Origin of the sequence: Bacillus sp. CCB-MMP212, assembly GCF_022748145.1 — a bacterium.
Taxonomy (GTDB): Bacteria; Bacillota; Bacilli; order Bacillales; family Bacillaceae_G; genus Bacillus_A; species Bacillus_A cereus.
This window is the reverse complement of the sequence record NZ_JALDQE010000006.1, coordinates 87,998-106,806: the sequence shown is the minus strand read 5'-3', so window position 1 is coordinate 106,806 and position 18,809 is coordinate 87,998. Positions and strand designations below refer to the sequence as shown.

Here is an 18,809-nt window from a genome sequence, read left to right as displayed (position 1 = left end):
AATATCTCATTTATGATAACGTGATTTTATCACTCTAAATGCTCTTCATATACTCTAATAATTTCTACTGCAGGGTCTCTGTCTTGTAATTTATGAGCCAAACTTTCTACACCAAACACTTCTGTAAACGTATGACTGCCTACAATTAAATTAATCCCTTTAAATTTCGCATGTTGAACTGTATATAATGTTTTTTCACCTGTTATGTACGTGTCACACCCTTTTTCTAATGCACGTTCAATCAAATTTGTATTGTTTCCTGCACCGGTTAAAATCGCAATCCGTTTTACTGGTTTATCGTGATTTTTCCAGCTCTTCACTTTCTCTTCCATTTTTTCTTCAAGTTTTCCAACTAAGTTTGAAAAAGGAATCGCTTCTTTATATTCTCCTATTCCCGGTAGTTCTTCTTCCTCATACGTGGAATATTCCAGTATTGTATCTATCCCAATTCCGTTAAATAACGATGTACATGTGCCAAACTTTACAAAATCTAACGGCAAATGAACCCAAAAATGATTCATTTCATATTGCTTCAATTTCTCAATACAAGCCTCTTCCATACCAAATAAAAAACGCCACGGCGCATGATGTGTAACTATCATATCGACTCCATTTCTATACGCTTCTTCAATAGTTTCTAACGTTAAATTTGTTGTGTAACCGATTTTGTGAAATTCATCTTTACTTATATGAGTAAAACCATATTCATCATCGCCGTATTTATGAAGATGCTCTCCAAATAATGATGTTATATGTTCGTTAAACTGCTTTATATTCATTTTATTTCTCCTTTCATTTACTTTTATATTTCAAAAATAAGGAAATACTAAATAAAAACGTTACATACATATAGGAGGACACCATGAAACCTGAATTTTTAAAAGCTATACATGATGCCATTGGAAATGTTGAACACATTCATATAGAGGAAAACGGTGCTGACAGCTTACTTATCCATCATGATGATGCACAGCAATTACAACAAGTCGCTAAAACGCTAGAAAATAACAATTTTCGCTCTGCTTTAAGAACAACTGGAGATGCTTCGTATATTGAAGTGTTGAACAGATAATGAAAGTCCGGATGTATGCCGGGCTTTCTTTTTTATATTAAAACTTCAAACTCTTTCACATACACCGCTGTTCCAGCAATATCTATTTGTAACTTTTCGTTTTCTATCCCTTTCGTTACATAAACAGTTACACGACCATCTTTATTTATTTCCTGTCCTTGCTCAACGATTAAGTCCAATTCATGTTCAAAATCTTTCTCTAAATACTCCGCATAATACGCTCCCATTACACCTGAAGCTGTTCCTGTCACTGGATCTTCAATCGTCCCAGCATAAGCTGATGAGAAATGACGGCCATGCATTTGTGCTAGTTCATCATAAGTTTCTAGACAAATTGGGTGAATAGAAGCATTAGGTATTTCTTTTAATACTGACGGAAATGCAGCATTATTAGGTTTCATTCTCTCACACGCATCTAGATTTTTAATCGGTACAATTACAGTCCAATTCCCTGTACTTCCATATACTATCGGTAAACTTACATCTAAATCATTTACTTCTAAACCAATACTATGAGCTAATTCTTCTTTTGAACCTGCAAAATCTTTAAACTGAGGTGCTGTCTGCCTCATTTTAATAAAGGTTTCTCCATTTTCATTTACACCTATTTGTATTGGTAAAATCCCTGCCTTCGTTTCAATCGTAAGGTTACTTTTCTCTTCTAATAAACCTTTTTCGCGCAAGGCATATATCGTCCCTACTGTCCCATGACCACATAAATCCATTTCAAAACCAGGTGTAAAATAGCGCATTCTTATATCTCCTACTTCTGAGGAAAGAACAAAAGTTGTTTCGTTATATCCAATTTTTTCAGCAATAATTTGCATTTCCTCTTCCGTTAATCCATCTGCTTCTAATACAATACCTGCTGGATTTCCCTTATTTGGTTTATTCGTAAATGCATCGTAATGAAATACGTTTATAGTCTTCATCTTCTTTTCTCCTAATCTACTTTAAAAATTTTATAATAAAGCTCTGTCTTCGTTTTCATCGAACAATTATTTCTCCAAAATATCCTCTGCATCTTTTCATTTGAAGTATGCGTGCTTCCGATGTAATAAGTAGCCCCCATTTCCTTTAACATATGTAAAGATTGAAGATGCATATGAGAAGCAACTCCTTTCCCGCGATAATAAGGCATTACTCCAAAGTAAAATAATCGTCCTTCACTTTCTGTTCCAGTTTCTATATGCGGTATGGACAGACCAATTGGCTCAGTTTTATCATAAAAAACAATACATGACTTTTCCCACCCCTTACCTAACTCTGTTTGCACGGAATAAAAATGTTCATCGATAGTTAAAATTGAAGTTTGATTCCCTGAACCCGACATACATTGTTCCCAAATATATTTAAATTCTTTTTCCGATAACGTTCCTTCTGCTATTGATCGATATGTATATTGTCTTTCAAGCTCTTCTACATTGTTCAATTCTCTACATACTTCTATCTTTGCGGCATACAAAGAAAAACCGACATCAAGTAACACTTTCACACTTGAGTTATAACTACTAAACCTTTTGTTTAATACAATACTTGCTCTTTTTAACTCCCAATTAAAACAAACCTCTTCAAATCTACTTATCTTTTCTTTATATGTTTGTACGTTATACAAAACATCTTCTTCTATTTCTTCAATCGTTACTGCATTTGGTAAGCCATTTAATACTTTTTTAGAAGGGCCAAATAGATTCTGAATGATTGCAAGATCGTATATCACCACTTCAATTCCCCTACACCAGGCTCAATAAACTTCCCTGAAATATCCTCATTTGAATCTATTACCCAATCATATATATTTTTTGCTCCTTCAGCCGGAGTCATATTCGCATCAAAGGCACCAATATCAGTTTTTAATTTTCCTGGGTGAATGGCAGTTACACGAATTCTTTTATTCTCAAACTCTTGTTGTAAGCAGAGTGTTAACATATTTTGTGCAGCTTTAGCAATTCGATATGAATATGAGAACTGACCTTGCGGAAACTCTTTGTTCGCCATTTTATGTAATGATCCTAATCGAGAGGACACATTTATTATTCTCGGATGATCCGATTTAGCTAACGCCACATATGTACCTTTTACAGCCCGAATTACACCTAAGCAATGAATATTAAATAAGTCTGTTAATTCTTCTGAATTTGTATGTGAAATCTCAGTCTCCTTCCCAGTAATGCCAGCGTTATTTATAACTAGATCAACATACTCTGTATATTCCTCAAGCTGCTTCTTAATTTGCTCCGTACTCTCATCAGCCGATAAGTCTGCCAATATAGGAAAACATCTACCACTAAACATTTGCTTCAATTGCGTTACCGCAACCTCAGTTCTAACTAACGGATAAACAATATGCCCATTTTCATGAAATACTTTTACTAACTGTAACCCTAAACCGCGGCTGCCACCTGTAATAAACACTCTCATATATTCATCTCCTTATTTTTATAATAAATAAGAAAATCCATCCACTTACCATTCTCTAATGAAAACGCCTCTCTCTTGCATTCAAATGAAAAGCCTGCGCTTTCCGCAAGACGCACTGATGGCTCATTATCAATATGTATATGTAATTCGATTCTATGAAAATTAAGGCTATTAAAAAATAACGATAACGTAGCGTTTACACTTTCTACCCCATATCCATTTTTCCAATATTGATTATGAATAGAGTAGCCCATCATTGCCCACTGATAATCCATACGTAAAATTTTTATTAGCTCTAGCTTTCCAATATTAGCTCCGTCTTCTTTACGAAAAATACCTAATACATACATCTCATCTCGATGTGCTGCTTCATCAAAGCCTCTTATCCATTCCGTGAACCATTCTTTTGTTGACGATGCCATAACTTGATAGCCATCGTCATATTTATACTGCGATGGCAGTCTCTTATTAAATCCATCTAACCAACTTTCGTAATCATCTTTTTGAAATGGACGGATAATGAGTCTATCCGTCTCTACTTCTAATAACGGTAGCTTCATTTAATTTCATCCCTCGAATTATTAATTGAATATTCTTTATTATCTTACACAAAATACAAAATCTAGTAAATTATTATGTTTTTGATACATAAAAACCCAGTCATGCTTTATACATAACTGGGTTCTCCATCGTTTCATAATTTTCTATTTCACAAGAACTACATCTCGTAATTCCCTCTTCAACACTTTTCCTAAAGCATTTTTCGGTAACTCATCTATGAATACCACTTCTGGTATTTTGTAACTGGCTAATTTCTGTTTACAATACTGAGTAATACTTTCTTCTGTTAATATTGTTTCGCTATCCTTCACAATGAAAGCTCTTGGAACCTCTCCCCAAAAGTCATCTAGAACTCCAACTACTGCAACTTCTAAAACACCATGTATTTCATGAATAACATCTTCTACTTGATCTGGATATACATTGTCACCACCGCGTATAATAACGTCTTTATATCTTCCCATAATATGCAGGAATCCGTCGTCATCTATCATGCCAGCATCACCCATGTTAAACCAGTTATCTTTTACTACCTTCTTTGTCGCCTTTTCATTATTCCAATACCCTTTAAACATGTATGGACTTTTCACATGAATCTCTCCAACTTCATTTGTTGTTAGTTCATGTCCTGTTTCCGGATGAACAATTTTCACCTCTACATTTTTTAAGGTTTTTCCTACAGAAGACATCTTTTCTTTTCCCATCATTGGATGCCATGAGGTTACAACCCAACCTTCTGTACTACCATAACCTTGCACCATATATATTCCTTTTTCCATATATTTTTGAATGAGTGTTTCTGGCACTTTTGTACCACCGCTTTGTGCTACTTTAAAGGTTGAAATATTACGTTCTTTTTTATTTAATTCATCAAGCATGTAACTATAAACAGCAGGGAACGCAAGCATCGTAGTAATTTTCTCTTCTTCAATCTTATCCCAAATAATAGCAGGATTCGAATCAGCTAAGAAAATCATCGTAACGCCATGATAAATACAATTTAAAATAGAAAGCACGCCACTCATATGGAACAATGGATGCACAGATAAAAAGCGTTCACCTGCTGGGATTTCTCTTTGTCCCGCAATTTCAGCAAAATAGTGATGTAAGTTTTTATGTCCAATTACACATGCTTTCGCCTGTCCAGTCGTTCCTGAAGTAAATAAGTAAATGGCGTCGTCTTCTTCATGAACTTCTACGTTCGGTTCTGTCATTGGCTGTTTTTGCAGCTCTAATTCAAATGAACCAAAACCTTCTTTTGTCGTTTGAATTACATAAGGAATTTCTTTAACAGCATCAACATTTAATAACACTTCACTAAATTCTTCATCAATAACTAACACTTTTAATTTCGCTTCTTTTACAATCGTTTCTAATTCATATACAGTAAGCTGATGATTTAGCGGAATAAATACCGCTCCAATTTTTAAACTTGCCATCATAACACTTGGAAATGGGTGATTATTTTTGCATAGTATTCCTATACGATCTCCTCTTTGCACACCATTATGTAACAAATAATGTGCAAGCTGATTTACTCGTTCATTATATTGCTGAAACGAATATCTTTTCTTCCCTCCTACAAGCGCTTCCAAATTTGGTGACTGCATTGCTCTCTTTTGTAATAATTGTCGCATCGTTCTCAAGTAAAACTCCCCTTTATATATGTTAGGTTTTTTATTTTACCAGATTAACTATTAATTTACTAAAGATTAAACTTAGTGAATATAAGAAGAATATAAAATAGCCATTTACTTCACAAGTAAATGGCTATTTTTCATTATATATTAGAATACTTCTTGTTCATTACATATTGCACATACTCAGGTGCACTTTTATCAATCTCTTCATCACTTAGTTTATATTCTGCACCATATAAATAAAAGGAAGGTATAAATTCCATACCTGTATATAGGCATGTAGCTTGGAATGGTTTCGTCAACTCATCCATTGTAATCCCACTATTTTCATAATCTTTTTCTAATCCACCTATAGAAATAGCTACACCAAATTCTTTCCCCTTCACTTTATCTCCTTGTGATCCGTACGCAAATCCATATGTTAATACATCATCGAACCATTTTTTTAATAATGGTGGTGAGCTGTACCAGTAAAGCGGAAATTGAAATATATATCTGTCATGTTCTACTAATAACTTTTGCTCTTGTTCAATATTAAACTCCCAATTTGGTGCCACCTTATATAATTCATGCACCGTAATTTCATCTGAATGTTTCTCAAGTTCTTCTATCCATCTTTTATTAATTTTTGATTTTTCAATATGAGGGTGTGCTACAATTACAAGTGTTCTCATCATTTTCCAGCCCCTTTATAAATTAATCAATCCTTTACGTATTAGTATGAATGAGTTACATATAATTGAAAAGTACGTACTTTCAGGTACTATAGGAACCTTGAAGTACCTTTGGAGGTGTTATATGAATCAAAATGATGATTGCCCAATTGCAACAACACTCGATGTAATCGGTGGAAAATGGAAAGTTCATATTTTATGTATTTTGTCGGATGGAAAAATGCGAACAAATGAAATTAAACGAGAAATCCCAAACATTACACAAAAGGTTCTTACACAACAACTTCGGCAACTTGAAGCTGATGGGATTATCTATCGTACCGTATATCAAGAAGTACCACCAAAGGTTGAGTACACCATAAGTGAATACGGAAAATCTTTAATGCAAATAATGAATGATCTGTTTGAATGGGGAAAAGATCATCAGATTAAAAGATTACATGACTAAAAAAGCACTATATACTTTGTTTAATCCTCTACGTTCATATTTTTTATTTCTATAAAGTTTATTTTCATCATTTTTTAGCTAACTTGTTTTCTTAGATTGATGGACGTGACCCCACATCCATCAATCTAAAAAGATACAATTAGAAAAATGAGATTTCTATAAAGTTTCGCATATAAACACTACTTCCGCCTCATTAAGCGCTCGCTCTACTTTTTCTAATCTCAATTGTACGTAAGCTATAAAGAAGCACCCCTAAACCGAGAATTTTTTCATTATTAGACGCATTAGAATCTAAGGTAATAGTAGGTACATTTAAACCCATAAACCTTTCACTCCATTCTATAGGCATATAAAAAGATACTCCTTAAAAATAAAAAACGCTATTCTCTCTGTAAAATCATAGAAAAGAATAGCGTTTTTTATTTTGAAATAGAAGTATGTATTTAAACTAAACATGCTAATATTGATTTTGTACGATTGTCAGTTACCTCATAATAAATTTCTAATCCTTTCCGAGTACCTGTAACCATTTTAGCAGCTTTTAGTTTAGATAAATGTTGACTAATTGTACTTTGAGGCATTTGTAAATCCCCATACATTGTTGTTACATTAGTAGGACCTTTTGCAAGCATTATTTTTACTAAAGATAGACGAACTGGATGCGCCAATACCTTTAACACCTCAGCGATTTCTTGAAACATTTCTTTTTTTTCTTTCATCTTATTTCTCCCCTTTTATATACATATTTATGTTATCCATATATATAATTCGAAGGTATATGCGTTTTTGTGTCCGTCATTTTAAAAAAATATAAAAAAACTTTAATCCGAAACTAAAGGATTAGCTTAACATAATGTCTCACTATTAATGGTGAATAGGAATCTCGTTATAGAAGCAGCAGTTTTTATGCTACAACTCTACATTCAACTAACTAAAATCAATGAAAAAAAGAGCAGATAGTCCGCTCTTTTATGATGCCTCCTTATGTTCCGTGGAATGTTTAACACTCCCCAGTCTCTTTAGTTTATTCCACCCTACCGCTACTCCTCGAAGCGATGAGAATATAGATTTAATGACAACATAAGTCATAAATTGACGATAAATAAAACGTTGTAAAATTAACCATACTAATGGTTTCGGATTTTCTTCCTCTAATTTAAATGCGAACAGAGAAGCGAGAAGATCCATTAAAAAGAATACAAAATAAAATCCTAAAACTTTTAGCGGATTACTACTAAATAGTCCTATAATCATTAATATATCTGCAAAAGGAGCAATGAATTGCAGAACATATTGGAATAACCACATGTTAGGCAGTGCAATAAACCCTAACGTTTTATGTTTTGAATTACACAACGCTTTTCGATGTTTCCAAAGACATTGAAGTGTACCATATGACCAACGATATCGCTGTTTAATGAGACTTTTCACATCCTCAGGTGATTCCGTAAAAGCATGCGCTTTTTCTTCATATACAATTCTATGCCCTTGACGTAAAAATGTAATAGTAAGATCGGTATCTTCTGCTAATGTATCTTCGCTTAAATATCCAGATTCAACTACATTCTTCTTGCGCCACGCCCCAATAGCTCCTGGAACTACTGTAATACAATTTAACTCATCAAAAGCTCTACGTTCTAAATTAAACCCTGTAATATACTCAACATGTTGCCAAGTAGTTAACAAATTCCGTCTATTCCCCACTTTGACATTACCTGAAACTGCAGCTACATTCTGATCTTCAAAGTGTCTAACCATTAAAGAAATAGCGTCTTGCGCAATAATAGTATCCGCATCTAAAGTGACAATGATTTCTCCTCGCGATTGTTGAAACCCTAGGTTCATTGCCGATGATTTCCCGCCATTTTCTTTCTGAATGAAACGAACTTTAGGGTGTTTATAAAATGTTTCTTTCATTACTTTTGACGTACCATCTGTCGATCCGTCATCCACAACAATAACTTCAAATTCTCTATAATTACTATTCAAAATTGAGTGAATCGTCTTGGCTATCACCTTTTCTTCATTATATGCTGCTATGACAACACTAACAAAAGGTTGATAGGACGAATTAATATAGCGAGATAACGTTTTTCTTTTCTGCTTCCAGGCAAAATAAATTAAGAATAAAAATCGAAAAATCCCTAATCCAATAGCAATATAAAAAATAGTTGTTAATATATGCTTAAAATATCCAGCTCCTGAAAAGACAGCTTTATTGTAAAGTAAATATTGCTTCCCCTCAGAAGAAACAGGAGGCATAATTTCATCTCGTTCTTTATTCATTAAATCTGAAATTGTTACAAAACTATATCCATGCTTTTTTAGGTCTTTAATAATGATTGGGAGCGCCTCTACTGTATGTGTACGATTCCCTCCCGCATCATGGAGAAGAATAATATTTCCCTCTCCCTTATAAATGGGATTAAGAGCACGCTTTACTAATTCATTTGTTGATGGTGTTGCCCAGTCTTCGGGATCAACTTTTTCCGCTACCATTGTATAGTTCATATTTTGTGCACGTAAAATAGGCAATATTTCATTTGATGAATCCGGGTTAGCATCCGCTTCATATGGCGGTCTAAATAAAACCGTAGAATGTCCAGTTACTTCCTGAATTAAACGTTGCGTCGTATTAAGTTCTACTTTCGTTCGTAGTAAAGACGTATCAGCTATGTTAGGATGCTTGAAAGTATGATTGCCAATTTCATGCCCTTCATCGTATATTCTTTTTACAATACTAGTATTTAGTTGTGCGTTTTCACCAAGTACAAAAAAAGCAGCTTTTATTTGATTCTCTTTTAATATATCTAAAATTTCTGGCGTATATTTCGGGTCTGGTCCATCATCAAATGTTAATACTACTTGTTTCCCATTTGGTTTTCCATATCGTTGCACTTCATATGCAGATGGTAAGGATTGATATACTTCATCTGTAAGGTAACCATCTTTGCCTACTTTAAAATCTCTCAATCCATTTTTTCTTTCATTCTCAATCTGTAAAATTTCACCTTGTCCAGAATAATTTACTTCATCTAAACTATTGATTTTATGTAATACATTAGGATTTTTTTGTGCCTCAATCGGATTTTTTAAAACTTTCCATATTGTAGGGTCTTCTGCTCCTAGTCTCCATAACGCAAATCCCTTTGCATTATTGTCCATTGCGATTTTCACTTGATTATAAAGAGTTACACCGTCTAAGAACCAAGCAGTATGTTCTTTCCCTTCTGTTTTATACCTAAAATAAGGGTTTCCACTCATTTTATCCCATTGAATTTTCATATTTGAATCATGAGCCATTGCCATAACTTCTGAGAAAGTTAAAGACTTCGCAGCTTCTTTACTATTTACTTGCCAATCATATCCATAGTTACCGAAAGCAACTATAAGCTTATTAGACGGAATATTCAGTTCTTTCAATGTATGTTGGAACCATTTATTTGAAGCAATTGGTCCTGGTTCCCCGGCTCCATAGTGCTCATCGTACATCATTACAATCATTCGATCTATTATTTTTGCTAACGCACTATAATCAAAAGCCTTATCATTAGCTGGAACATCTTGTGTAACGAGCAAATCATGTTGATGAAATTCCGTAGTAAGTTCTTTCATAAAATTTGTTAAGTTTTCTCTATCACTTTCAGGTACGGCCTCAAAGTCAATATTAATTCCTGAAAAATGATTCTTTTTAACTTGGCTTACTAAATCATTAATAAACTTTGTCTTTACATCATTTGAGGAATTCAGTAACTTATGAATTAGCCCACTATCAGGACCAGAAGCTTCCTCAGTATAGTTAGTAAGCAAAGGCATAATCTTCACTTGATTTTTTTCTGCCAACTTTACTATCTCAGGTTTGATCTCACTTCTAATCGTTAAATCTGCTTTTAAATGATACCACTCTGGTACTAACGTAGTTAAGGAATCGATATTTTCTTTTAAAGAAGCGGTACTATTTTCATCCCAGTTTACATAAAAACCATACACTTCTTTAGGTTGTTTACTATCCTTCGGCGGATTCACTAAATTTTCATTATCCTTCGTTTCGGTATTTGGGTTAAATTCTTCCTTCTTTAACTGCTGATCACTAAGTTTTTGATTAATTGGTACAAGTTTAGTATCTTGTTGTACAGCGGTATTCATATTTGGAATTTCTGGTGTTGAAAAAATACTTTGAAAGAAAAAATAAAATACAACACCTACACTAACTATTGAGGTACATAGAAACCAAATAAAGGCTATGTTTCTCCTTCCTTTCGGATCATAAAAAACAGGTTTTTCTTTATCTTTCTCTTGTTGAATGTTTTTCTCCATTATATTTTTCACATACTCCTTCTTAATAGAACTATAAAATAATAAAGTGCAACTTTAATCAGCCCTCACCAATTGGGCATTTACAAGCAGCCCAACTCCCACCTAACTTCTTTGCTCCAGCCAAATTTTGAGATGGGAGTTTTACTGCCCACAATAGCGAGAGAAATCCTTTTAGCTTTGAAATGAATCTCTCACTTCCATATTCTATTGATTCTTCTTTTCATTCCCTTGCTGGTGGCCTCTATTTTCTTGTTGAGACCCCCTACCGTTGTTCCCTTGCTCGTTTCCGTCATTTTCTTTCTGGGATCCTCTTCCATTGTTCCCTTGCTGATTCCCGTTATTTCCTTGTTGAGGATCTCTTCCATTGTTCCCTTGCCCATTTCCATTATTCTCTTGTTGAGACCCTCTTCCGTTGTTCCCTTGCTCGTTCCCATTATTTCCTTGTTGAGACCCTCTTCCGTTGTTCCCTTGTCCATTTCCATTATTCCCTTGTTGTGATCCTCTTCCGTTGTTCCCTTGCCCATTTCCATTATTCCCTTGTTGTGATCCTCTTCCGTTGTTCCCTTGCCCATTTCCATTATTTCCTTGTTGTGATTCTCTTCCGTTGTTCCCTTGCTGATTCCCATTATTTCCTTGTTGAGCTTCTCTACTTTTATTCTCCTGTTGATTCCCTCTATTTTCTTGCTGAGATCCTCTTCCATTGTTTTCTTTTATTTGCTTCGATGGCTGTTCCTCTGTTTTCTTTTGTTCTTTCTGCTCTTGCTTTTCATATTTTTTTTCGTCTACAGGAGATAAATCCAGTGATGCATCAGGAGATGACTCCGGCTGTGATTGCACCTCTTCTTCATTTTCCACCGGATTAGGCGGCGTGGCAGGAGGAGTAAGCGATTTGTTTTTCTCATTCTCTTGCTTTATATAGACACCTGTGCCAATTCCAGCTTTTCTAGCATTCTCTCGTACTTGCATCGTGCTACTTTGATATTCAACTGTAATATGTTTTAACTCATATTCTTTCTTCAATTCTTTCATTGCCTTTTCTAACTGTGGTTCTAGCGCCTTGTCCTTTGCAACTGCTGTTAGCATAACTTGCTTATCATTCGTTAAATACTTATCCTCTTGACTTTGCTTTATAATAGTACGTATTACTTCTTGTAATTGTTTATTTTCCCATTGCTTCAATTCTTTTAAAATACGCCTTCCATCATCATTACAAGCCTGTAAATCTATAACACGAAAATCCTTCGTTACGCTCACCTCTAAACTTGGATTTATATCAACTGAGACGTAAGCAAATACTTTTTCTTCTGGTTGGTTGTAGAAAAACAGCACTGCAAATAGAAAACAAGCAACAAGTATTGATGCAGGTTTTAAAAAGGAAGGGATCGAAAAATGCGATGCTTTTTGTTCTTGCTCATCAAATGAGATTTCCTCCCCGATCATGCAAGAATCCCCTTTTCTTTTACACGTAATAAACTCTCCATTTGGTGTTAAAACAACTACGCTATGCTTTTTTATATCCATCACAATTCCTTTATTCATCATGCTTTTCCCCTCTTATGTAATCCAGAATATATGTATAGTTGTTTGCAAAAATAATACACATTGCAATAATGTATTTTCTATGTCGTTCCAACGTTTTACGACTTACCCTAACACGCGGTTCAATATGTTTAAGCGGTAACTTTTTCTTTCGGAACAGCTCTTCCATCATTTCCTCTTCTTTTATAATAATTTTTACAATTTCTATTAAGTGCTCACGCGTATCACGATGCTTAGGAGATTCTTTAGCAAGCTCTGAGAATGTGATTTTAAACTCAGCTAGCACACTTTGAAAATGAAGAATTTCCTCCTTACGGTTACTATTTTCCATCTCTTTCATATACTCCGTAAGCGACACTTGCATTTCTAACATTTCCTCTTGCTCATCTTCTTTTAAAAAGACAAAGTTATGTTTAGACTCCTTACGTATATAGTCAATTACATCTCTTTTTATAAGAAGATCAGCAAACGCTAAAAAGGATTTTCCTTTTGTATATGAATACTGTTCAATTGCTTCGTTAAACGCAAACAATCCAATGCTATATTCATCATCCTGTTCTGTAATATATCGGCGGCAGACAGATGAGATTGATTTTCTAATAAAAGGCTGATACTGTACGATAAACGCTTCTTTATCTTCTTCGTTGTTTTGTATGTTACATACGATATCTTCTATTTTCGGTTTTCTTAAGATCTTCATTACTAAACTCAACACTTGTAATCTCCCAGCCTCCTTCAAATAGCAAAATGGCCACTACACAAGTGACCATTTAACCAGATTTTCTTGGTACTTTTCTTCGGTCTTGTTTTCTTGCTGTTAGTTATATTTTTCGAGTCTAACTTTTTCCAACGTTTTCTTAATGATTTTCCTTTTCTCTCGGCACTACAGTTAGGTTTGTATTTTTATCTACTTTCTTATTTTCTACCGTTCGTTTTGCTTATTCTTTTTCTATTTTATCTGCAATCCTTGAATAACTCTCCTCTATACCATTGGTAATTTCATCCTTTTATTTTGGATGCCCACCTAATCTAGTAATTTTATTAATGCTTCTATATTCTTTCATAGTCATTTTTCTTCTATTTATTTTCTTCACTATACATATTCGGAGGAATACATAGTTTTATGGGGGTCAAAAAATATTTTTATAAAAAAATACATATTTATTTCAAAAATAAAAACCACCAATTTGAAAAAGGATAATCAAATTGGTGGTTTTCTTATAATATCTATTAAATTAAGTTGGATTCTCATTATATCTAAAAAAGTACTAGCTATCCTCTTCTGATTTTCTCCATTTTTATCTTTCTTGGTTATCATAATATGTCTTATCTGCGTATTTTCTATCATTTCCTTTTAGATAAGCTAAAATTACTTTTGGATTTTTAAGTAAAGTCCAGTCTCCATATGTATCAAATCTTCTGCATGAAGTTATCATTCCATTTTTAATAGTACCGAATTTCTTATTATTTTTCTTTCCCCACTCTTTTAAACGTTTAGCGAAATCTGCATCTTCTGCCATAAGCATGTTTTCATTAAATCCGTTGATTGCCATAAAGTCTTTTCTATAGCACCAAAAAATCCCTACAGATATAACTCCGTACTTAAAAAGTAAGGGGATTATGATTAACATTGCGGAGAGAAATATTCCTAAAGATATTCTTTCAAACTTACCATTCACCCCACCACCAATGTATGTACCTGAAGCTAAATATTTATCCACATTAAACAACATAGACTCTGTCATTATGGTATCAGCGTCTATAGTAACGATTATTTCTCCACTAGCTATTTTAGCCCCTGCATTTCGAATTTTAGATAAGTTTTTATCGTTATTTTTCAATGTAATACAATTATAAGATTTTGCTATTTCCTCTGTTTTATCTGTACAACGATTTAAAATAACTATAACTTCCGTTTGCTCTTTATATGCCTCTGATGCCTTTGCAATTGAATCTAAACATTTTCTAATGTACTTTTCTTCATTGTGTGCAGGAATTATAATAGAAAACTTCACATCTTTTTTCAAATTAACTCCTGAAGATTCGTTTGTCTCAGTCATAATATTCCCCCCTTATTTTATAAGGTAAATATCTACTATACATAAATTATATTAATATTTATTAGGTTATATTATAGAAACTGACGGTAAAGAAGCTCTTACTGTCGACGTTCAAAAGCAAGACGTACAGCAAGCCCCGTTAAAACACTTGCCATAAGCCAACGCTGTACTCGTAGCCACGTCGGGCGTGTGCCAAACCATTTTGCAATTTTACTTGCTGTACATACAATTACAAGGTTAACTATAAAGCTAACAGTGATTTGCGTAAGCCCCAAAACTGCACCTTGAAAAAGCAACGATCCCTTCTCTGGATCTTCAAATTGAGGTAGAAGTGATACATACAAAATAGCAATCTTTGGATTCAGAAGATTCGTCATGAGTCCCATCAGAAATAATTTCCTTGGTGGCTCATTAGAAATCATACGAGGTTCCATAATAGATGTAGCACCCGGTTTAATCGAATTCCAGGCGAGCCAGAGCAAGTAAGCAGCACCTGCCCACTTTACTGCTTCATATACAGCGGGAACAGCAACGAATAGAACTGTAAGTCCAAACATAGTTGCGATTATATAGATTACAAATCCGAGCATGATGCCCAATAAAGAAATAAATCCCGCCATACGTCCTTGCGTAATGGAACGGGAAATGAGGTAAATCATATTAGGCCCAGGTGAACAAACCATGCTAAGCGAAACAATTGCAAAAGCTACCAATGTACTCAAGCTGACCATAAACCTTCCCCCTTTATTTTACATAAAATTTCCTATTGTACATTTTATCATAATTGAGGAGAGAAAAGATTAATATAAAGCGATGCAGCTAAGTAATATTATCGGATCGAATGTATTGTAATCACATACTTCTCATTCTCTTAAGTAAGGATCTAAGAGTACCCTATCCATAGAGCTACTAAAACCACTACAAATAAAGCTAAACAACATGTGATATTTCGAATCCACTTTTGTATATCACCAAAATACCTTTCTATATATAGCGTTGATAGTAAGCATAAGAAATAAAACAAAGAAAGGCAGCGAGGTATAGGTCCATTTTTATCTTCATGGCTGGAATTATACCCCTTACCAAACTTCTAAATAAAATGTATAGCTGAGTAGTTACCTTATTTTTCAAAAAAAATTCTGATTATTTCTTTTTCACTTCTTCTACAAATTCCCATGTCTCTCCGTTATCTTTTGATTGATAAAGTGCACTACTATCGCCATTGTAGTCTCCATCTGCCCCTTGTCCAACTAACATATTAAAAACCCCATCTTTCTCATATGGCATACTAGGTGAATCAAAAGGACTTATTGTGGACTGTGTATGATCTAATTTCACTTCATGCGGCGGATATTCTACCTTTTTAAAAGATACTCCCCCATCATCTGTGCGATATAACTCTCCTTCATTACCAGAAGGCCTAATTGCTCCTAAAAACCCAAGTTTATCATTTATAAAAGTGATTCCTGATACACTACCAATCCCCCCATTAAATGGGTCTGGATTGATAACCTCCCATGTTTTCCCTTCATCACTAGTCTTGCTTAATGAATAAAAGGCGCTCCCTAATGCTTTATCTGTCATATTTAGTTTATAACCAACTTCTTTCGATAGGAAAAACTGTTCTTTTTCATTCTTTAAATCTTGTTGTTTCTTCTCTTTAAGCATATCTTCTTTTGGAGGCGTCTTTGATTTACTCCAACTTGCGTCACTTATTAAATTATATCTAGCAGGGACTAGCTCTTGCTCTTTTCCAGGGACAAATATAGATACAGTATATCCAATGATATCAGAAGCTGCTTTTTTAAGACTCTGCCCCTTACCATCCTCAGTAATATTAATAATTCCCTCTGTATTGGATCCCCAATTCCTTTTTCCATAATAAATCAACCCATACTTACTTTCATTCCATTTTTTGACCGTTTGCTTAACTGGGATCGCCTTAACCGTTTTAATTAAAGGTTCTACTAATTTATCATCATTATAATCAGGCTTTGCATATCCATCTCGTATTATAGTAATATCCTCTGATTTCTTCTTATTATAAGAGATTAAATAAGTTTCTTCTTTCCCATCAACATTTTTCCCATAAACAAATGTATCAAACGCTGTGATTGTTCCATCTGAATGAAATGTAAGATCAAAATCAGTTGCCATATACAATTTCTTTGGCAAAGGATATTTTTTATTTATATCTTCAAAAATACCTTCTACTCCAGATTTATATATATTATTATGTTTAAGTTTAACTGACCTTTCATGTTTTAACTTTTCTATAAACCATGCCAATTTGCCATTGTAATTTATTGCACTTTTATAAATCTGCATCCCATAAAATGATGTAATTGTAACAATAATGATAATAGAAATGGATCTCCATACTATTGAATTAGTTAATTTTTTAGATTTATATTCTCTATTTTTCATCACCCGCATTGTAGTAAATGCAGTTATGGATATAAAAAGTACTATACATAATAACATAATATAAATATTATAATTCATTCTTCCGTACTTACAGTATAAGGCCAACTCATAACAAAAAATCCCATATACAATTATTAGTATTGGATTTGTTACTAATGACAGAAGTATCCTTTTTGTATTTTCTCTAAATATAGAAACCACCCCTAATTACATGAATTACTGATATTAAGTATACTTTATTGTAAAGTAACAAAAAAGCTATTTAATCTTGCCGCAAAAAATACAATAGACATCTTTCTATTAAAGCCGTTTACAAATCTAGTTGTTTCATAGACAATGGATTTTTGAGTGAATACTAAAGTTGCTTCATTTATATGAATTACAAATCCAAGCATGATGCTTAATAAAAAAATAAATCCTGCCATACGCCCCTGTGTAATGGAATGAGAAATAAGATAAATCAAAATAGGCTCACCATACTAAGTGAAACAAGCGCAAAAGCTAGCAAAGTACTCAGGCTGACCGTAAACCTTCCTTCTTTATCTTACATAAAATTTCCTATTGTACATTTTATCATGATTGAGGAGAGAAAAGATTAATATAAACCGATGCAGCTAAGTAATAGTATCGGATCAAATGTAGTGTAATCACATATTTCTCATTCTCTTAAGTAAGGACTAAAAATAACCTATCCATAGAGCTACTAAAACCACTACGAATAAAGCAAAGCAACATGTAATATTTCGAATCCACTTTTGTATATCACCAAAATACCTTTCTATAAATATAGCGTTGATAGTAAGCATAAGAAATAAAACAATGTAAGTAAAAGATCCCAATTTATCGTTAAATTTTTCATTAGTAAATGTACTTACATGAAGGAATAGAAAAACAAACGTTACTATGAATAGCTCAAATAATCTTTTTTTATTCAATCTGCCACCACCTTACAGGAATTCCCTTTTATTCCATTTTATCAGAACATACTGTGTAGCAGTATATGAATATTATATTCATTTCAAAAAGGCCAACAATACAAGATCGTTAGCCTCTACTTTCCATATTCGCACCTTTTATCACTTTACTTCCTAACAACCGGAATCCACATTTCACCAAATACTAAGCCATTTCTCTGTCCCATCTCAACCGTTGTATTCGGTCCACCAACATAGGCAAAATCCTTTGCTTCTGGTAAAGCTTGACCGAAGGCGATGCCAGTAAGCTTATTACTTAGCTCTTTAGCCGTTTTGTCTTCCCCTTTCACTACTAAGTATTCTCCCCTCGGAAACTGAATCACTCTAGATTCTTCTTCTATTTGTGCTTCTGTCATGACACCCGCATAATACATCATTTTGTTATTCACCGCTTCGCTCACGGAAAAAATGTATTCATTTGTAGCTAAAGCTTTTAAAGTGTCCAGCCTTCCATCTTCTTTAACAGCCGACCAAAAGTCTTCCTTTTCTTTATTTATTCCAGCAAAGTCTGTGTATTCACTCTTAATTTCAGTTCCAATACCTAACACAATAAAGCTATCTTTTTCTTCTATAGTATAATTTTTCATTTGCAAAACCTGCCTCTTGTTTTATTAATCAAACGATTTATCTTTTCATCTGATACGTTTATAATACCTTTAAACCATGTCAAAAAATG

At 33.7% G+C, this 18,809-nt stretch carries 19 protein-coding genes and 2 pseudogenes; 2 read left to right on the top strand and 19 right to left on the bottom strand.

Annotated features, from left to right (window positions below; all coding sequences use genetic code 11):
- Positions 1-29: 29 nt before the first annotated feature.
- A complete protein-coding gene (locus MRP26_RS18015; RefSeq protein WP_197241921.1) occupies positions 30-779 on the bottom strand; it encodes a Nif3-like dinuclear metal center hexameric protein in 750 nt (249 codons plus the stop codon).
- 83 nt (positions 780-862) lie between these two features.
- Between MRP26_RS18015 and MRP26_RS18010 the strand changes: the two genes are divergently transcribed.
- Positions 863-1,072 carry a hypothetical protein gene (locus MRP26_RS18010; protein ID WP_000801636.1) on the top strand — a complete coding sequence of 70 codons (210 nt, stop codon included), beginning with the start codon at positions 863-865 and terminating at the stop codon, positions 1,070-1,072.
- A gap of 32 nt (positions 1,073-1,104) precedes the next feature.
- On the opposite strand, the gene MRP26_RS18005 is transcribed toward MRP26_RS18010, so the two are convergent.
- The 6 genes from MRP26_RS18005 to MRP26_RS17980 all read right to left on the bottom strand — a co-directional run bounded on the left by MRP26_RS18005 (position 1,105) and on the right by MRP26_RS17980 (position 6,368).
- Entirely contained in the window at positions 1,105-2,004 is a 900-nt protein-coding gene (locus tag MRP26_RS18005) for a PhzF family phenazine biosynthesis isomerase (protein ID WP_000849312.1), read from the bottom strand.
- Between the two features lie 11 nt (positions 2,005-2,015).
- Positions 2,016-2,792, bottom strand: coding sequence for a GNAT family N-acetyltransferase (locus tag MRP26_RS18000; protein WP_000638686.1), 777 nt, complete (start codon positions 2,790-2,792; stop codon positions 2,016-2,018).
- Positions 2,789-3,493 carry an SDR family NAD(P)-dependent oxidoreductase gene (locus MRP26_RS17995; RefSeq protein ID WP_242806510.1) on the bottom strand — a complete coding sequence of 235 codons (705 nt, stop codon included), beginning with the start codon at positions 3,491-3,493 and terminating at the stop codon, positions 2,789-2,791. The genes MRP26_RS18000 and MRP26_RS17995 overlap by 4 nt, the downstream gene beginning before the upstream one ends.
- Positions 3,490-4,053, bottom strand: coding sequence for a GNAT family N-acetyltransferase (locus MRP26_RS17990; RefSeq protein WP_242806502.1), 564 nt, complete (start codon positions 4,051-4,053; stop codon positions 3,490-3,492). The genes MRP26_RS17995 and MRP26_RS17990 overlap by 4 nt, the downstream gene beginning before the upstream one ends.
- A gap of 144 nt (positions 4,054-4,197) precedes the next feature.
- The gene (locus MRP26_RS17985) at positions 4,198-5,691 is read right to left on the bottom strand and encodes a class I adenylate-forming enzyme family protein (protein ID WP_197241952.1); all 1,494 of its coding nucleotides are present in this window, start codon (positions 5,689-5,691) and stop codon (positions 4,198-4,200) included.
- A 143-nt stretch (positions 5,692-5,834) separates the two neighbouring features.
- On the bottom strand, positions 5,835-6,368 hold the full coding sequence (locus tag MRP26_RS17980) for an NAD(P)H-dependent oxidoreductase (RefSeq protein WP_002164479.1): 534 nt from the start codon (positions 6,366-6,368) through the stop codon (positions 5,835-5,837).
- Between the two features lie 124 nt (positions 6,369-6,492).
- On the opposite strand from MRP26_RS17980, the gene MRP26_RS17975 reads away from it, so the two are divergent.
- Positions 6,493-6,816, top strand: a complete 324-nt coding sequence (locus tag MRP26_RS17975) for a winged helix-turn-helix transcriptional regulator (RefSeq protein WP_001072958.1) — start codon at positions 6,493-6,495, stop codon at positions 6,814-6,816.
- A gap of 193 nt (positions 6,817-7,009) precedes the next feature.
- On the opposite strand, the gene MRP26_RS17970 is transcribed toward MRP26_RS17975, so the two are convergent.
- From MRP26_RS17970 to MRP26_RS17910, 12 genes and pseudogenes are all read right to left on the bottom strand, one after another.
- Positions 7,010-7,165 carry a hypothetical protein gene (locus MRP26_RS17970; protein ID WP_014482089.1) on the bottom strand — a complete coding sequence of 52 codons (156 nt, stop codon included), beginning with the start codon at positions 7,163-7,165 and terminating at the stop codon, positions 7,010-7,012.
- Positions 7,166-7,259: 94 nt separating this feature from the next.
- Positions 7,260-7,535, bottom strand: a complete 276-nt coding sequence (locus tag MRP26_RS17965) for an ArsR/SmtB family transcription factor (protein ID WP_000660066.1) — start codon at positions 7,533-7,535, stop codon at positions 7,260-7,262.
- A 250-nt stretch (positions 7,536-7,785) separates the two neighbouring features.
- Complete coding sequence (locus tag MRP26_RS17960) at positions 7,786-11,133, bottom strand: trifunctional glycoside hydrolase family 18/polysaccharide deacetylase/glycosyltransferase family 2 protein (RefSeq protein WP_197241955.1); 3,348 nt, start codon at positions 11,131-11,133, stop codon at positions 7,786-7,788.
- A gap of 204 nt (positions 11,134-11,337) precedes the next feature.
- The gene (locus tag MRP26_RS17955; protein WP_197241922.1) at positions 11,338-12,675 is read right to left on the bottom strand and encodes an anti-sigma factor domain-containing protein; all 1,338 of its coding nucleotides are present in this window, start codon (positions 12,673-12,675) and stop codon (positions 11,338-11,340) included.
- On the bottom strand, positions 12,665-13,387 hold the full coding sequence (sigI, locus tag MRP26_RS17950; protein WP_002082432.1) for an RNA polymerase sigma factor SigI: 723 nt from the start codon (positions 13,385-13,387) through the stop codon (positions 12,665-12,667). Before sigI ends, MRP26_RS17955 begins: the two co-directional genes overlap by 11 nt.
- 583 nt (positions 13,388-13,970) lie before the next feature.
- Positions 13,971-14,732, bottom strand: a complete 762-nt coding sequence (locus MRP26_RS17945; protein ID WP_197241923.1) for a glycosyltransferase family 2 protein — start codon at positions 14,730-14,732, stop codon at positions 13,971-13,973.
- 98 nt (positions 14,733-14,830) lie between these two features.
- Positions 14,831-15,463, bottom strand: coding sequence for a LysE family translocator (locus tag MRP26_RS17940; RefSeq protein ID WP_023522590.1), 633 nt, complete (start codon positions 15,461-15,463; stop codon positions 14,831-14,833).
- Between the two features lie 152 nt (positions 15,464-15,615).
- A pseudogene (locus MRP26_RS17935) lies at positions 15,616-15,769 on the bottom strand (DUF3963 domain-containing protein); the annotation flags it as partial.
- Positions 15,770-15,875: 106 nt separating this feature from the next.
- Positions 15,876-17,360: a WD40/YVTN/BNR-like repeat-containing protein gene (locus tag MRP26_RS17930; RefSeq protein ID WP_081366353.1), complete on the bottom strand. Its 1,485-nt coding sequence runs from the start codon at positions 17,358-17,360 to the stop codon at positions 15,876-15,878.
- A 169-nt stretch (positions 17,361-17,529) separates the two neighbouring features.
- Positions 17,530-17,637 (bottom strand): annotated as a pseudogene (locus tag MRP26_RS17920) (LysE family translocator); the annotation flags it as partial.
- A 199-nt stretch (positions 17,638-17,836) separates the two neighbouring features.
- A complete protein-coding gene (locus MRP26_RS17915; protein WP_001036214.1) occupies positions 17,837-18,094 on the bottom strand; it encodes a DUF3963 domain-containing protein in 258 nt (85 codons plus the stop codon).
- Between the two features lie 146 nt (positions 18,095-18,240).
- The gene (locus tag MRP26_RS17910) at positions 18,241-18,720 is read right to left on the bottom strand and encodes a GyrI-like domain-containing protein (protein WP_002195671.1); all 480 of its coding nucleotides are present in this window, start codon (positions 18,718-18,720) and stop codon (positions 18,241-18,243) included.
- Between the last annotated feature and the right edge of the window lie 89 nt (positions 18,721-18,809).

Excerpts from the sequence above, each read along its gene's own strand:
- MRP26_RS17990 (WP_242806502.1), bottom strand. The coding sequence starts at position 4,053 with ATGAAGCTACCGTTATTAGAAGTAGAGACGGATAGACTCATTATCCGT.
- MRP26_RS17960 (WP_197241955.1), bottom strand. The coding sequence starts at position 11,133 with ATGGAGAAAAACATTCAACAAGAGAAAGATAAAGAAAAACCTGTTTTT.
- MRP26_RS18015 (WP_197241921.1), bottom strand. The coding sequence starts at position 779 with ATGAATATAAAGCAGTTTAACGAACATATAACATCATTATTTGGAGAG.
- MRP26_RS17940 (WP_023522590.1), bottom strand. The coding sequence starts at position 15,463 with ATGGTCAGCTTGAGTACATTGGTAGCTTTTGCAATTGTTTCGCTTAGC.
- MRP26_RS17975 (WP_001072958.1), top strand. The coding sequence starts at position 6,493 with ATGAATCAAAATGATGATTGCCCAATTGCAACAACACTCGATGTAATC.
- MRP26_RS17965 (WP_000660066.1), bottom strand. The coding sequence starts at position 7,535 with ATGAAAGAAAAAAAAGAAATGTTTCAAGAAATCGCTGAGGTGTTAAAG.
- MRP26_RS17985 (WP_197241952.1), bottom strand. The coding sequence starts at position 5,691 with ATGCGACAATTATTACAAAAGAGAGCAATGCAGTCACCAAATTTGGAA.
- MRP26_RS17910 (WP_002195671.1), bottom strand. The coding sequence starts at position 18,720 with ATGAAAAATTATACTATAGAAGAAAAAGATAGCTTTATTGTGTTAGGT.
- MRP26_RS17945 (WP_197241923.1), bottom strand. The coding sequence starts at position 14,732 with ATGACTGAGACAAACGAATCTTCAGGAGTTAATTTGAAAAAAGATGTG.
- MRP26_RS17980 (WP_002164479.1), bottom strand. The coding sequence starts at position 6,368 with ATGAGAACACTTGTAATTGTAGCACACCCTCATATTGAAAAATCAAAA.
- MRP26_RS17995 (WP_242806510.1), bottom strand. The coding sequence starts at position 3,493 with ATGAGAGTGTTTATTACAGGTGGCAGCCGCGGTTTAGGGTTACAGTTA.
- MRP26_RS17970 (WP_014482089.1), bottom strand. The coding sequence starts at position 7,165 with ATGCCTATAGAATGGAGTGAAAGGTTTATGGGTTTAAATGTACCTACT.
- MRP26_RS18010 (WP_000801636.1), top strand. The coding sequence starts at position 863 with ATGAAACCTGAATTTTTAAAAGCTATACATGATGCCATTGGAAATGTT.
- MRP26_RS18005 (WP_000849312.1), bottom strand. The coding sequence starts at position 2,004 with ATGAAGACTATAAACGTATTTCATTACGATGCATTTACGAATAAACCA.
- MRP26_RS17955 (WP_197241922.1), bottom strand. The coding sequence starts at position 12,675 with ATGATGAATAAAGGAATTGTGATGGATATAAAAAAGCATAGCGTAGTT.